We start from the raw sequence: 14,256 nt of genomic DNA on the forward strand, positions 1-14,256 counted from the left end.
CTCGTCCCGTCACACCGCTGTAACAGCGGCGGTCTATGTGAACACGTGTGCAGATTTTGCATGACGGTTTCATGAAGGCGAACCCATGACCCTTGTCGAACACCGCACTTCACCGCTCGGACGGAGTATTTCCCTTGCAGGGCTTCATCTTGGCTATGACGGTGCGGATGTGATCACCGATCTGTCGCTTGATGTGGCTGCGGGCGAGTTCATCGCGCTTCTGGGCGAATCGGGCTGCGGCAAGACGACAATCCTGCGCGCGCTTGCCGGCTTTGTGCCGGTGCGGGCGGGAGGGATTGCGGTCGACGGAGTCGACATGAGCCAGACCGCGCCCGAGGCGCGCGGCATGGCGATGATGTTTCAGAGCTATGCGCTCTGGCCGCATATGACAGTGGCCCAGAATATCGGCTACGGGCTGAAATTGCGCCGTCATCCGCGCGACGTGATCCGCGCAAGGGTGGCGGAAATGGCCGCGATGGTGGGGCTTGAGGATCTCACCGGGCGGCGGGTCTCTGATCTCTCGGGGGGGCAACGGCAGCGCGTGGCGCTGGCGCGTGCGCTCGCCATCGATCCGCCGGTGCTGCTCCTCGACGAACCGCTCTCCAACCTCGATGCCGGGATCCGCGCGAGCATGCGTCACGAGATCCGCGCCCTGCAGCAGCGCCTTGGCCTCACCACCATTCTCGTCACCCATGATCGCGAGGAGGCGATGTCGATGGCCGACCGGATCGTGATCCTGCAGGAGGGCCGGATCGCCCAGGCGGGCCGCCCGGAAGAGGTCTGGCACCGGCCGGCAAGCCCCTATGTGGCGCGCTTCATGGGGGTGGACAACCGCCTTGCCGCGCGGCTTGAGGGCGGGCTTTTGTGCGTCGGCCCTGCGGCGCTGTCGCTCACCGGTGCGCTCCATGCGCCGCAAGGGCTCGCCGAGGGCGCCGCGGAGGTGATGTTTCGCGCCGAGACCGTCCGGCTTGAGCCGCCCCCCGGTCCTTCCCTCTCCCTTGCGGGGGAGGTGCTTTCTCATTCTTATCTGGGCTCCGTCTACCGCCACGAGGTCGCGATTGGCGCGGACCGGATCATGGTGGACGCCCCGACCCGACATGGGACCGGCGCGCGCGTCGATCTGCATGTACCGGCCACGGCGCTCTGTCTGTTTCCTGCAAGATCCGAGAGCGCCGCGACCGGCCAAGAGGCGGCATAGCTGCCGTTCCCCCCTTGATCCGCTAGGAGAAAACCATGCCCCTGCGAATTGCAAAGACTTTCTGGCCCGCCGTGCTGACGCTGGCCGCCGCGCTGGGCGGCGCGAGCCTCGCCGAGGCCGAGGAGACCCTCACCGTCGCCACCGGCGGCAGCGAGAACATGGTCGATTACGTGACCGATTACCTCGGCCCGATGTTCGAGGCACAAAACCCCGGCTGGAAGGTCACCACCGTCGGTACCGGCCCGGGTGATGCCGGCAGCCAGGCGATCCTCGAAAAGCTCACGGCCCAAAAGGACCGCGATGTCTGGGATCTCGATGTGATCGTGACGAACCAGCTCAAGACCGGCGAGATGGTCGAGAGCGGGCTTTTGCAAAAATACCGCGACGAGATCGCCACCGGCCCGCTCGTGACGAGCGTGAGCGCCGAAAACGCGCTGGGCACCGATGTGGCGGGCTACGTGATGCCGATGTTCATCTCGCAAACCGCGATCGCTTATAACCCCGATCTGGTGCCCGAGCCGCCGCAAACGATGGCCGGGCTCCGCGACTGGGCGGCGGCACACAAGGGCGCCTTTGGCTACAACGGCATCAAAAACGGCATGTCGGGCGTTGCCTTTGCCACTGCCTGGATCTACGCTTTCGGCGGCGATGCGGCCGTGCTGATGACCGGCCCCTATGACAAGGCGCAGGAGGCCGGCTGGACGGCAGCCTTTGCCGAGCTCAAGGCCTTCAACGAAAATGTCACCTTCACGCCGGGCAATGCGGGCACGCTCGACATGCTCAACCGTGGCGAGATCGCGATGGGTCCGGTCTGGGTCGACATGTTCTACAGCTGGCAGCAGGACGGGCGGCTCAATCCGAACCTGAAGATTTTCCTGCCCGAGCCCGGCATGCCCGGCCAGCCCTATTACTACGCGATCCCCGCGAAGGCCGCGCATGCGGAAGCGGCGAAAAAATTCATCGCCCTTGCCACTTCGCCCGAGGTGCAGGCCGAGGGGATCGTGAAAAAGTTCAACTGGTATCCGGGGATTGATGCGACGCATCTGCAAGGCGTGCTCGATGAGGCGAGTTGGGCCAAGCTCTTCACCGACATCACCCCCGAGGATCTGGCGGCAAAGGCCAAGCCCTTCCCGCTGGGCGCCTATTTCAACGATCTGCTTGAAGATTACGAGACCAAAGTCACGAACTGATCTGCGCGACATCCACCGGGGGCGGCGGTGACCGCCCCCGGATTTTCGTCCTGAAGGCAAACCCCATGTTCGGTCGCAAGGCTTCGCTCCTGCTCATCACCCCGGCGCTGACGATGATGGCCGTGCTGTTTCTCTTCCCTCTCGCGTCCTCGCTTGCCTCCGCCTTCTGGCAAGACGCGGAGGCGCGCTGGGGGATGGGCAATTTCTGGCGCGCCTGGCAGTTCTACTCTGCCGATATCCTGTTCTCGCTCGTCATCGTTGTTCTGGCAACGGCACTTGTGGCTGTGCTCGCCGTGGCTATCGCGGGCTATCTGACGCTCGGCGAGAGCCGCCTGTTCGTTGCGCTGCTGGGCTGGCTTTACCGCTGGCCGCTCTTCATTCCCTTCGTGGTGGCGGCGCAGCTGATGCGTACCTTCCTTGCCAAGAATGGCATGATGAACACTGCACTGGTTGAACTGGGTCTGCTCACCCCCTTCACTACCCAGAGCTTTCTCGACTGGCGTGGCATCGTCATCACCTTCGTCTGGAAGCAGACCCCGTTTGTCGCGCTGCTTCTGGCGGGCGCGATGGCCGCGCTCGACCGCGCCACGATCGAGGCGGCGCGCAACCTTGGTGCGAAGCGGTTGCGGTTGCTGCTCGATGTGGTGGTGCCGCAGGTGATGCCGAGCCTCGCTTCCGGGCTGATCCTGAGCTTCGTCACCATGATGTCGGTGCTGTCCGTGCCGATGATGATCAATGCCGAAAACCCGACCATGCTCACCGTCGACATGGCCTGGCGCATCAATGCTTATGGCGATTACGGCATGGCGAATGCGCTTGGACTCATCGCCTATGCGATGACCGGGCTCGTGGCCTGGGGCTATTTGCGGCAGGGGCTCAAGGAGAAATCGGCATGACGCCGCGCCGTCCCGTCCTGCCTTCCGCCCTCAGGGCCACGCTCACCGGCCTTGCACTGGCCGCGCTCGCGCTCGCGGTCTTCGGGCCGCTGACAAACATGCTTCTCTGGGCCTTTGCCGAGACCTGGTATTTCCCCGCCAAACTGCCGCAAAGCTATGGGTTCGCGTTTTGGGAGCGAGTCTTCCGGCCGCAGGGCAATGCAATGATCTCGCTGGGAAATTCGCTTGTGATAGCGGTGCTGACCGTCGTCGTCTCGCTTCTTGTGGCGGTGCCGGCAGGGCTTGCGCTCGCGCGCGGGCGACTCCCGGGGCGGGCGCTTTTCCTGTTTTTGTTCCTGCTGCCGCAGGCCTTTCCGGCGATTGCGGTACAGATGAACGTGGCGCGCATCTTCTATAGCCTCGGGCTCAATGGCACTTTCCCCGGGGTCGTTCTGGTGCATGCGATCCAGGGGCTGGTGTTCTCTGTCTGGATCTCGGCCGCCGCCTTTGCTGCCGTTGATCCCGCGCTTGAGGAGGCGGCCGCGAATATGGGCGCGCCCCGGTTCACCGTGTTTCGCACCGTCACCCTGCCGCTGGCGCTGCCGGGTTTGATCGCCAGTGCGATCTTCGTTTTCCTGATCTCGCTCGATGAATTCACCGGAACGTTCTTTGTGGGCGTGCCCGATGTCACGACGCTGCCGCTTCTGCTTTACAGCGCCGCGCTGGAGGGGAATTACCAGATCGCCTCGATCACGGCGCTGATCCTGCTCGTTCCCTCGGTCGTCTTCATGCTGGTGATCCAGCGGTTTCTGAAAGCCGATGTGCTCGCCCGGATCGGTTGAGCTCACGCCGCCCCAAGCGTGAGGAGGGCACGGCGAAATTCGGGCTCGCTCAGCACCACCTCGCCGGCGCCGAGGGCTGCCGCATGGGCGAGCGCGCGGGAGGTGAGCCTTTGCGCGGTTTCCACCGCCTGCGGCAGGGGGTGGCGGCGGCCGAGCCCGGCAAGGATCAGCCCGGCAAACAGATCCCCCGTGCCGGGGAGCGCGATCGGCAGATGCGCGGTCGGATGGCGGCTCGTGCCCGAGGGACCGAGGATTACACTCTCGATCTGTCCCGGGGCGGTGTCGTCGAGCGCGCAGCCTGTGGTGATGAGTGTGGCCGCGGGCGCAAGGTTCAGCGCCGCTTTCGCGGCGACGAGATCGGCCAGCGTGGCCACCGGTTGCCCGGTGAGCCAGCCGAGCTCGAACGGGTTCGGCGTGGCGAGATCGGCAAGCGGCAGGAGACGGTCGCGCATCACCCCGGCAATCGCCGCGGGCACATAAAGCCCGGGGCCCGCATCGCCCAGAACCGGGTCGCAAAGATAGCGGAGCCGAGGGTTCGCGGCCTTCGCCTCTGCAACGAAATCGGCAGTCATTTCTGCCACTTCCTGCGAGCCGATATAGCCGGTGAGGAGAAAATCGGCGCGTTCGGCCAGCCCGCGTTCACGCGCGCCCTGCAATAGGTCGGAGAAGAATTCAGGCGGCAGGGCGCGGCCGCGCAGCGTTGGATAATCGGGGGTGTTGGAAAATACCACGGTCGGGATCGCGGCGACCTCGAGCCCGGCGGCCTGCATCGGAAAGAGCGCCGCGGAATTGCCGACATGGCCGAACACGACCTGGCTCTGGATCGAGATCACGAAGGGAGGGGGAAGCATTCTGGCCGCTTGGTCCTTTGCGCCGGTTCGTGCCGTCGCGACGGGCGGGAGGGTCGCGCAGGGCTATGCGGCCCAAATAAGGCGCCTTGGCGGCGGGATGCAAGCCCGGCCGGAGCGCGGGAACGGCCCTGACGGTCTGACAAAGCCGAGGCCCGCGGATCGTGCCGCGCGAACCTGGGGTCACCCGGGCGCCAGACTTCGGGCAGTTCCGGCGATTCCTGCCAGCCCACGGCGCGCGTTGCCCCGGATCCGGAGCGGGCGGGCTCAAAGCCGGGAAAGCGTGGCGCTGCGCAGAAGCCGGCGCACGTCGCGCTCGGTACAAAGCTCGGTGGCGGGGGTCATCACCGCTGCCGCGGCTGCCGCTGCGCCCCAGCGCAGTGCCTCGGGCAGCGCGAGTCCGCGCCCGAGGCTGAGCGTGAAGGCGGCCACAAAACTGTCCCCCGCGCCGACCTTGGAGATCACCTTCTCGGGCACCGCCTGCGCCACCCAGCGCTCGGTTGCGGTGGCGAGCACGTTGCCATCGGCCCCGCGCGCCACCACCACCGCATGCGCGATACCCTTGTGCACGAGTTCCTGCGCAAAATCGGCGCTGTCGGAGCGGGCGGGCAGCGCTCGTCCGGCGAGCTCTTCCGCCTCAAGATCGTCCATGCGGAGCACATCGACCGGTTGCGCCCCGGCAACGAGGAGCTGATGCAGTGCCTTGCCCGAAGTATCGAGAAAGAACCGTGCCCGGGTGCGGGCAATTTTCGTGGCGAGCCGGGCCGGGAAATCATCGGGTACGCCCGGCGGCTGGCTGCCCGACAGCACGACGATGCCGTTTTCGGGTGCGGATTTCGCGATCCGGTCGAGCACCTTGCGTACATCGGGGCCGCTCCATTCCGGTCCCGGCATCACGAAGCGGTATTGTTCGCCGCTTGCGGCATCGGTGACGGTAAGGCTCTGGCGCGTCTCGCCCGGTGCGGGGAAGGGGGCAAGGCCGATTCCCTGCTCGGCAAGCAGGTGCATGACCTTGTCGCCGGTCGGCCCGCCGAGAGCGACAAAGGCGGTCGAATGGCCGCCGAGCGCCGAAATTGCCCGGCTCACATTGATGCCGCCGCCGCCCGGGTCGGTGTCGGGCCGGGTGCAGCGCAGCTTGCGCTCGGGGGCGACAGTATCGGCAAAAATGGAAAGATCGACAGTGGGGTTAAGGGTGACGGTGAGAATCGCTGTCATGCCTTGCCTTTCCGGGGGGCGCCTGGCCCGGGGAGTATTTAGCGCCAACATTGCAGGTTCACCCTCCCGGGGGAAGGGCAGAAACCCGTTATTAAGATCTAGATGTTTATTTATTCAAGAACACGATTGGAGGTGTGAATGATTCCTGATGTGTCCGATCCGCGCTGGAAGCGGGTCCTTACGAGTGACTCCGATCTGTCGGCGGCGTCCCTGGCAACCCGGATCCTGATCTCGCGCATGCGCCGCGAGGTGGCCGAAGCGCCGGGGGCGCTTGCTGCCAAAGTGGGCGAACTGCGCGATTTCGTGACGAAGAACCCCTTTGCTGTCGCTGATGTGTCGAAATTCTGACCGGAGAAAACGATGAAAAACGAAATGTTGACGGTTTCCGAGGTCTCGAGTCGAATCGAAGCCGGGGATGTGATGGTGATCGCGGGCGACGAGGCGCTGCTGGCGCAACTGCCCAAGGGTGCCTGGATTGGCGGGACCACTGTTTACTTCGTCACCGAAACCGGCGGTGCGGTGGTGCGTGACCGGCTCTTTTGCACCACGATCAGCGCCGCGACCGGCGCCACGCCGCGCCATCTCGATGTGGCGGGGCTTCCGGGCATCTCCGCGGGTTACAAGCCCGGCGGTGTGACGATGATCATGATCCCGGCCTTCTCGGTGGCGCATTCGCAATTCGCCGTGGATGGCCAGAGCTATCCGGGCCTGTTCGACCAACCGCTCGCGGGCTGGATCACCGGCGTGCATCTCGACGAGATCGGCAAGCGCGCGCCGAAAGTGTTCGACGGCACCACCGGCATCGGTCATGACGAGGGTGCGGTTCTGCTCCATGTTGCGCTGCCCGAGAGCGTCTCGATCGACCTCGACATCCTCAACATCTTCGCCCGGGGTGATGACGCGAAGCTGAGCTTCGTCTTTGACGAAAGCGGCTTTGTGGCGAAAACCGCGATGGTGAATGGCGAACGGGTGAACCTCGCCGCCTATATCACCGAAAACAAGATCGACACGCGCCTGCCGCTGGTGGCGAATTACGCAGGCGCGCTCGTCAATGTCTCGATCCAGTCGGCCGATCCCGAAACCGGCGAGGTGAAATTTTACGCGCCTGTTGTCGCGGGCGTCGAATATCGCCTGGCGAATGCGCTGGGCTCCTATGCCCAGGCCTTTGCGCAGGGCGCGGGCGATGCGGGCGCGGGCCAGTATTCGTGCAACTGTATCCTGAACTACCTCTATGGCGAGCTTGAGGGCCAGCGCACCGGCGGCTTCACCGGCCCGGTCACCTTCGGCGAAATCGCCTATATCCTGCTCAACCAGACGCTCGTGCGGATGGACATCAACGAAAACGCCGCTTGATCGCAGTTCGCGCGGCCCGTTCGCGCGGAGGTTCATGCGGCTTCGGGGCGCGGCTTGCCGCGCCCCGGCCTTCGGTACAGGTCTCTCTCCGGGGACCTCCCCCCCCGGCGCGACGGTGCGAGCCCGCGCCGGGAGGTTTTGTTTGCGGGGTGGCAGGCGCCGTCCATCCGGACGCCGGTCCCGTCTAAAAAGTGGCGGCAGGCCCGCGCGCGGCGTCCCGGGGTCATCGTGATCCGGCGGCAGGGGCGCGCCCGGCCATCAGGGACGCGCGAGATCGAAGGTTTCCGTGATCGTCGCGTAATCCTGATAGCCGAGCCGGGAGAGGCGATCCGGCGGGCGGAAACGGCCATCATGCAGGCAATCGGGGCGGATGTGCACGCCCACGACTTCGCCGTGAATGAGGTAGTTGTAGGCGCCCAGCAGCGAGATCACCTGCACCAGCCGGCATTCGAGGCTCGCGGGCGCGATGGCCACACGCGGGCAGTCGATCCCCACACATCCCGCCTTTTCGAGCCCGGTGGCGACGAATTCATCCATGCCCGCAGGCAGCGCCGCGGAGGAGGCATTCATCGCTGCGATCAGATCGGAAGAGACGAGATTGACGCAAAACACCCCCGTTTCGCGGATCTGGGCGAGGCTGTCCTTGGTATCGCCGCGATCGGCCTTCGCCGAGGTCGAGGCAAAAACGAGCTGCGGCGGGGTATAGGCGACGGCATTGAAGAAAGAATAGGGGGCGAGATTGTCGCCCAGTCTTCCGCGCGTCGAGATCCAGCCGATCGGACGCGGGGCCACGATCGCGCCAAACGGGTTGTGGGGCAGGGGACAACCCTCCTCGGGGCGGTAGAACATCGGCTTCTCCTTTGATTTGAACCCGAGATTAGCGCGTGTTAGGCGCGGGGAAAGACGGATAATCGCGGGAATCGGGGGCGATATGTACCAGCTTGAGGAAGAGACCGAGGCCGACTGGTGGGAGGTGGAGGCGCTTTATGACCTCTGCTTCGCGCCGGGGCGAACGGCGCTCTCCTCCTACCGGTTGCGCGAGGGGGTGGCGCCGGTGCAGCCGCTTTGCCTGACGCTGCGCGAAGATGGGGTGCTTGCTGCGGTGATCCGCTACTGGCCGGTGCTGGTGGGCGGCGCGCGGGTGCTGCTTCTGGGCCCCGTCGCCGTGCACCCGACGCGGCAGGGCGAGGGGCTCGGCGGCCTTTTGATGCGCGAGAGCCTGGCCGAGGCACGGCGGCTCGGCTGGGAACGGGTGCTGCTCGTGGGCGATGCGCCCTATTACCAGCGGTTCGGGTTCGAGAAGATCGACGGGGTGGAGATGCCACCTCCGACCAACCCCGAGCGGGTGCTGGCGCTGGAGTTGCGCCCCGGCGCCTGGGCGGGGGTGCGCGGGCCGGTGGAGAAATTCGTCCCCTGATCTTTCGCCCGCGTCTCCCGCGCCCCATATCGGGGAAAACAGGGGAGAACCATGCAGCCCGAAATTCTTTTGCCGGTCACCGATCCCGGCCTGACCTCGGCGCTCGATGCACTGGCGCGCCGCCATCGCTCCGCCTCGGGGCCGATGATGCAGGTGATTTCGCTTGTCGGCGCCACCACGGAGGGGCTGCTCGGACGGCTCCCCGCCCCGGTATTGAACGGTCTGCAAACGGCCACCGAACGCGGGCTCGACACCGCTTTCGAGGCGGCGCGCCGCTCGCGTGGTGTCGTCGCGGACCGGCCCGACTGGGTGAACAAGGCATTGGGTACCGCGCTTGGTGCGGCGGGGGGCGCGGGCGGTTTGCCGAGCGCTCTGGCCGAGTTGCCTTTCACCATCACGCTGCTCTTGCGCGCGATCCAGGGCATTGCCGCCGAACACGGGTTCGATCCGGAAAGTGAGGAAGTGCGGGTGGAGTGTCTGCGCGTCTTCGCCGCCGCCGGGCCACTTGATGCCGATGACGGTGTCGACATGGGGTTTTTGACGGCACGCATGACGCTGACCGGCGCCGGGTTGCATGGGCTGATCGGCAAGGTTGCGCCCAGGCTTGCTCTGGCGCTTGGCCAGAAGCTCGCGGCGCAGACGGTACCGGTGCTCGGCGCGGTGGCGGGTGCGGCGGTGAACTACGCTTTCACGAGCTATTATCAGGAGATCGCGCGGGTCCATTTCGGGCTCAAGCGGCTTGCGCAGGAAAGCGGCGAGGACGAGGGGCTGTTGCGCGAGGAACTGGTGATGCGGCTGACCCGATCCAGCCGCTGACCCTGTCGCCCGCTCCCGGTTCAGTCCGGGGGGGCGCCTGGGGGATCCGGGAGGCAATGCCGTTGCGCGGTGCCGAGCCTTTGCCTGGCCTGTCGGCGCTACGCCGCTCCGGTCAGCCAGTCGCGCAGCACGGTGCAGAGCCCGTCCGGTGCCTCTTCATGCAGCAGATGCCCCCCCGGCATCTTGCGCAATTCGACTTGCGGCATCGCATGGGCGGCGCTTTCCGAGACCTCGGGCGGCACCGCCTTGTCGCCCGCCCCGGCGAGCAGGAGTGCGGGTTTGCGCAGCCGCGGCAGGTTCAGGATCAGCGTCTCGAGCCGCCATTGCGCCATCATTTCCAACGCGCCCCGGACATGCTCGGTATCCCTGATCAGGCGGGTATATTGCGCCTTGCCCTTGGGCTCGATCACCGAGCCGGTGCTGTCGAGGAGCCGGCTCACCCGCGCGGGCGAGGCCCAGAGCCGCGCCGCCATCGGCGCGGTGAGCGGGAAGGCGGCAAGCCCTTGTGCGATGAGCGGGAAAAGCACCCCGGCCACGCCTTCGAAATGGTCGAGCGCGGCATTGATGCCGATCACCCGCGGGATCGCCGTGTTGAGCGCCATCTGCAACGCGATCGCCCCGCCCGCGGAATGGCCGATCACCGCGGCGGGGGTCGTGCCGAGCGCGTCGCAAAGCGCGGAGAGATCCTCGGCAATCGGGCCTAGGCCCAGCCGGTCGCGTTCACGGGTGCGGGTGCAGCCATGGCCGGGCAGGTCGGGCACGATCAGCCGGAAATGCTTCGAGAGCCCGGGAATGGTGCGCCGGAAGCTGTGGCCCGAGGCGCCAAGGCCATGGAGCAGCAGGAGTACCGGGGCCGCGCGCGGGCCGATGTCGATTACCCACCAGTCGATGCGATCGACCCGATGAATCCGCGCGGCAGACCGGTTGGGCCAGTTTGCCGGCAGGTTTCGCGGATCCATCTACGCCTCCAGAGCGGCTCCAAGCACATCGGCCATGCGATGCGCATTGGCCCTTGGCAGCGCAATGTAATGCCCGCCCATGTTCTGCGCCAGTTCCTTGAGGCGCTGATTGGGCCGCATCGCCGTGTCGATGATAACCGCAGGTGTGCCGGCGGCGCGGATCGCCCGGGCCATCTGGGTGGCTTGCTCTTCCGCCAGCGCGCGGTTCGCGCTGCCATCAAGGGCGATATTGCCGCGCCCGTCGGTGAGCAGTGCGATGGTGGGCGTCATGCCGCGCGAACGCGCCTGTTTCGCGGTCGAAAGCGCAAGTTCGAGCCCATGCGCGAGCGGTGTGCCGCCGCCGCCGGGGAGCCCCGAGAGGTGACGCTTCGTTTGCGTCAGCGAGCGCGACGGCGCAAGCAGAAGCTGCGCCCCCTCGCCACGGAAGCTCACAAGCGAGACATGGTCGCGCTGGCTGTACGCGCGCGCGAGCAGGAGTTCCACCGCGCCCTTCGCCTCGGAGAGCCGCGCCATCGCCGCAGAGCCAGAGGCATCGACGGTAAAGATCAGAACCCGGTCCGACATCTCCTTGCGGCGGCGCAGATGGATGTCGGAGGCATCCACCAAGAGCACCTGCTTTTTGCGCGCGGCGGGGGCCGATTTGCGGCGCATCCCCTGCCAGGGAGCGGCGCAGCGCAAGGTGGCCACAAGGTCGATGCGGGCATTGTCTTCAAGCTTGCCCTTGCGCGAGGGCAGCGGGCGGCCACGGCGGTTGCCGATCCGCTCTTCGCCCGAACCCGCGCCCCCATTCGCGGCCTTCAGGCGGGACCGCAGGTCGATGGTTTTGAGAAGGTCATCGGGCAGCATCGCCCGCACCGCCTCGACGATGATCTCGCGCGGCAGGCCCTCGCCCGGATCGGTCTGATCCTGATCGTCATTCTCGGGCCGGTCATTGTCTTGCGGCTCGGGCGGCGGAGGGGGCGGGGGCTCGTCTTGCATATCTTGCAGCGGCATGGCGCGATGGGCGAGCGTGAGTTGCGCGGCGTGGAGGACATCATCCTTTTCCACCACGGTCCGGCCATCGAGCGCCGTGAGGATGCGCGCGGCGGTGAGCGCCAGCATCGGCGCGCGCAGGCTGAGGATGCGCAGCCGTGCGCAGCCCTCGACCACTTCGCGCACCCGCTCCGAGGGCATCTCGATGTGCGGGAGCAGCACGCGGGCACTGGCGATGCGCTCGGGGTCGGGCAGGAGCGCCGCGCCGTCGATCGAGCGGGTCTCGCTCAGGTCGATGAAGAGGCCAAGCCGGTCGGCGATCGAGAAGGGCAGGCCCTCTTCGGCCTCGGCGGCCTCGTCGAGCGCAATGAGCGCCTGTTGGCGGGCATCGAGCGCCTGCGCGAGGCGGGCGCCGAGCTTCGGTGTGCAGCGCTCGGCCATCGGCAGGATGAACACGCGCGGCTCATCGAGCAGGCCGCCGCGCAGCACCGGGCGGCCGGTGTGCAGCGTCTCGGCCACATCAAGCCCGCCGTAAAGCGCCTGATCGTCCAAATTGGGGGGCAGGCGGCGCAGCGCCATCGGGAACGGGAGTGCCGCCAGAACATCGGTGAAAGCCGTGCGCACGGGGCCGGCGCGCGAGCGCAGCCAGAGCCCGCCCAGTGCCGCCGGATCGACCGTCAGCACCGCAAGCGCCGAGCGGAGATGATCTTCTTCCATGGTCAGGGCAACGTTTCTTCGACCGTGCGGGCCACGCGGGCGGTGGAGCCGGCTTCATCCAGCGGGTCGCGGCGCAGACGGTGCGAAAGCGCCATGCCCGCCACCTTGCGGATATGTTCCCGGCCCACGGCGGGGGCACCTTCGAGCGCGGCGAGGGCGCGCGCAGAACGCAGGAGCGTGAGTTCCCCCCGCAGACCATCCGAGCCCAGCGCGATGCAGAGCGCGGCGCAGTCGTAAAGCGCGGTATTGGGCGCCTCGACCTTCGGCAGATGGGCGCGCGCGGTCAGGATCTGCTCGCGGATCTCCATATCTTTCGGGCGCCATTCCTCAAGGAACTTGAGCGGGTCGGCGTCATAGGTATCGCGCCGCCGGATCACCTCGACGCGGGTTTCCACGTCGCGCGGGGAGAGCACCTCGACCGAAAGGCCGAACCGGTCCAGAAGCTGCGGGCGCAAATCGCCCTCTTCGGGGTTGCCCGAGCCCACCAGCACGAAGCGCGCCGGGTGGCGGATCGAGAGCCCGTCGCGCTCGACCACGTTCTCGCCCGATTGCGCCACATCAAGGAGCAGGTCGACGATGTGATCTTCAAGGAGGTTGCATTCGTCGATGTAGAGATAGCCGCGGTTGGCGCGCGCCAGAAGGCCCGGCTCAAACGCCTTCTCGCCATGCGAGATCGCGCGTTCGATGTCGAGCGCGCCCACCACGCGGTCTTCGGAAACGCCAAGCGGCAGGTCCACCACCGGGGTTGCCTTGCGCACGATGTCTTTTGAGAGCACCGTCGCCCATTCCGGGATCATCTCGACTTTCGGCGAGTTGACCGGGCAGCCCTCGACCGCCTCGATCTCGGGCAGAAGGGCGGCAAGTGCACGCACGGCGGTGGATTTGCCGGTGCCGCGGTCGCCAAACACCAGAACGCCGCCGATGCCGGGGTCAACGGCGGTGAGCAGGAGCGCAAGCTTCATGTCTTCCTGGCCGACGATGGCCGAGAAGGGAAATACGGGTCGCGGTCGTGCGCCTTCTGCCTGGGGACGAATTTGAGCGACAGCAGAGGTCATGCAGCTTCCCTTTCCAAGTCTTTCCGGGCCTCCAGCGGGTTTCTGCCCATCCAGGTGCCCTCGGTTCCAAGCAGACGGAACCGGGCGTAGAGTTCTTCGGTGAACCATCCTTGCTCGCGTGCGGCGCGGATGGCCCGTCCGTGCGGGGTGTCGCCCCGCGCGAATTGCGACATCGCCTTCACATCGGGCCAGATCGAGAAGGTGACCTGATGGAAAAGCGGAATTTCTCCGATGCCGATCTTGAACATCAGGTTCGGATCGGCGCCGACTTTTTCGGAAATATCGGGCACGCGCGACCAGAAACGGGTCGCCATATGCGGTTTGATCGAGGCACGGGTGAGCGCGACCACCGGGCCGGTGCCGGGCTCGGCATCGGGTTCGGGGATGAACGGGTTGCGCCCCGCCCAGCTGCCGCGCGAGGAGACCGGCTCGAGATGGATGAAGAGCTGTTCGTCCGAATGCTTGCGCCAGTTCTGCCAGACGGGGCTTTCCTGGGTGACGGCGCGGGCGTCTTCCTCATTGGCGAAAGCGGACATGATCGCCCAGACATGGACATTGGGTTTGGGTGTGAACCCTTCACCGGTGCCCGAGCCGCAGAGTTTGAAGAAGCGCAGCCGGGTTTCGTCGTGAAGCGGTTTGCGGGCAAGGATCATTTGCGAGATGATCCAGGGCAGGCGGCTCGTGCTTTCGAAGCGGAACAGGCTGAGCGTCGCGACGGCCATCAGGCATCCCCCTCACATTTCCCCAAGTGTAAATGCATATTTACATAGCCCCCCTGCGATGGAAAGGGGGACAGACG

15 protein-coding genes are annotated in these 14,256 nt (G+C 66.3%); 8 read left to right on the plus strand and 7 right to left on the minus strand.

The features are described 5' to 3' along the window. The first annotated feature begins 85 nt into the window (after positions 1-85). The 4 genes from CRO22_RS07390 to CRO22_RS07405 all read left to right on the plus strand — a co-directional run bounded on the left by CRO22_RS07390 (position 86) and on the right by CRO22_RS07405 (position 4,105). A complete protein-coding gene (locus tag CRO22_RS07390) occupies positions 86-1,198 on the plus strand; it encodes an ABC transporter ATP-binding protein (protein ID WP_097069485.1) in 1,113 nt (370 codons plus the stop codon). Positions 1,199-1,233: 35 nt separating this feature from the next. Continuing rightward, positions 1,234-2,388: an extracellular solute-binding protein gene (locus CRO22_RS07395; RefSeq protein WP_097069486.1), complete on the plus strand. Its 1,155-nt coding sequence runs from the start codon at positions 1,234-1,236 to the stop codon at positions 2,386-2,388. 65 nt (positions 2,389-2,453) lie between these two features. After that, a complete protein-coding gene (locus CRO22_RS07400; protein WP_097069487.1) occupies positions 2,454-3,284 on the plus strand; it encodes an ABC transporter permease in 831 nt (276 codons plus the stop codon). Further along, positions 3,281-4,105, plus strand: a complete 825-nt coding sequence (locus CRO22_RS07405) for an ABC transporter permease (protein ID WP_097069488.1) — start codon at positions 3,281-3,283, stop codon at positions 4,103-4,105. Before CRO22_RS07400 ends, CRO22_RS07405 begins: the two co-directional genes overlap by 4 nt. Before the next feature lie 2 nt (positions 4,106-4,107). Here CRO22_RS07405 and pdxY read toward each other — a convergent pair whose 3' ends face one another. Together pdxY and CRO22_RS07415 are read right to left on the minus strand one after the other, a co-directional pair. Next, positions 4,108-4,956 carry a pyridoxal kinase gene (gene pdxY, locus CRO22_RS07410; protein ID WP_097069489.1) on the minus strand — a complete coding sequence of 283 codons (849 nt, stop codon included), beginning with the start codon at positions 4,954-4,956 and terminating at the stop codon, positions 4,108-4,110. 264 nt (positions 4,957-5,220) lie between these two features. Beyond that, positions 5,221-6,168, minus strand: coding sequence for a 1-phosphofructokinase family hexose kinase (locus tag CRO22_RS07415; RefSeq protein WP_097069490.1), 948 nt, complete (start codon positions 6,166-6,168; stop codon positions 5,221-5,223). A gap of 138 nt (positions 6,169-6,306) precedes the next feature. On the opposite strand from CRO22_RS07415, the gene CRO22_RS07420 reads away from it, so the two are divergent. Next, positions 6,307-6,516 (plus strand): hypothetical protein, encoded by a 210-nt coding sequence (locus CRO22_RS07420; RefSeq protein ID WP_097069491.1) that lies wholly within the window; start codon positions 6,307-6,309, stop codon positions 6,514-6,516. Positions 6,517-6,528: 12 nt separating this feature from the next. After that, positions 6,529-7,521 (plus strand): DUF6976 family protein, encoded by a 993-nt coding sequence (locus CRO22_RS07425; RefSeq protein ID WP_097069492.1) that lies wholly within the window; start codon positions 6,529-6,531, stop codon positions 7,519-7,521. A gap of 258 nt (positions 7,522-7,779) precedes the next feature. On the opposite strand, the gene CRO22_RS07430 is transcribed toward CRO22_RS07425, so the two are convergent. Beyond that, on the minus strand, positions 7,780-8,370 hold the full coding sequence (locus CRO22_RS07430; protein ID WP_097069493.1) for a flavin reductase family protein: 591 nt from the start codon (positions 8,368-8,370) through the stop codon (positions 7,780-7,782). Between the two features lie 82 nt (positions 8,371-8,452). Between CRO22_RS07430 and CRO22_RS07435 the strand changes: the two genes are divergently transcribed. Together CRO22_RS07435 and CRO22_RS07440 are read left to right on the plus strand one after the other, a co-directional pair. Further along, positions 8,453-8,938, plus strand: a complete 486-nt coding sequence (locus CRO22_RS07435; RefSeq protein WP_097069494.1) for a GNAT family N-acetyltransferase — start codon at positions 8,453-8,455, stop codon at positions 8,936-8,938. A 51-nt stretch (positions 8,939-8,989) separates the two neighbouring features. Continuing rightward, positions 8,990-9,754, plus strand: coding sequence for an EcsC family protein (locus CRO22_RS07440; protein ID WP_097069495.1), 765 nt, complete (start codon positions 8,990-8,992; stop codon positions 9,752-9,754). A 98-nt stretch (positions 9,755-9,852) separates the two neighbouring features. Here the strand turns inward: CRO22_RS07440 and bchO are convergent, their stop codons facing one another. Genes bchO through crtA form a run of 4 tightly spaced genes read right to left on the minus strand, consistent with a single transcriptional unit; the run spans position 9,853 to position 14,179 of the window. After that, entirely contained in the window at positions 9,853-10,713 is an 861-nt protein-coding gene (gene bchO / locus CRO22_RS07445) for an alpha/beta fold hydrolase BchO (RefSeq protein ID WP_097069496.1), read from the minus strand. After that, a complete protein-coding gene (locus CRO22_RS07450; protein WP_097069497.1) occupies positions 10,714-12,402 on the minus strand; it encodes a magnesium chelatase subunit D in 1,689 nt (562 codons plus the stop codon). Positions 12,403-12,404: 2 nt separating this feature from the next. Beyond that, on the minus strand, positions 12,405-13,457 hold the full coding sequence (bchI, locus tag CRO22_RS07455; protein ID WP_097069498.1) for a magnesium chelatase ATPase subunit I: 1,053 nt from the start codon (positions 13,455-13,457) through the stop codon (positions 12,405-12,407). After that, the gene (crtA, locus tag CRO22_RS07460) at positions 13,454-14,179 is read right to left on the minus strand and encodes a spheroidene monooxygenase (protein ID WP_097069499.1); all 726 of its coding nucleotides are present in this window, start codon (positions 14,177-14,179) and stop codon (positions 13,454-13,456) included. The genes bchI and crtA overlap by 4 nt, the downstream gene beginning before the upstream one ends. Positions 14,180-14,256: the final 77 nt, after the last annotated feature.

Origin of the sequence: Rhodobacter maris (genome assembly GCF_900217815.1) — a bacterium.
GTDB lineage: Bacteria > Pseudomonadota > Alphaproteobacteria > Rhodobacterales > Rhodobacteraceae > Rhodobacter > Rhodobacter maris.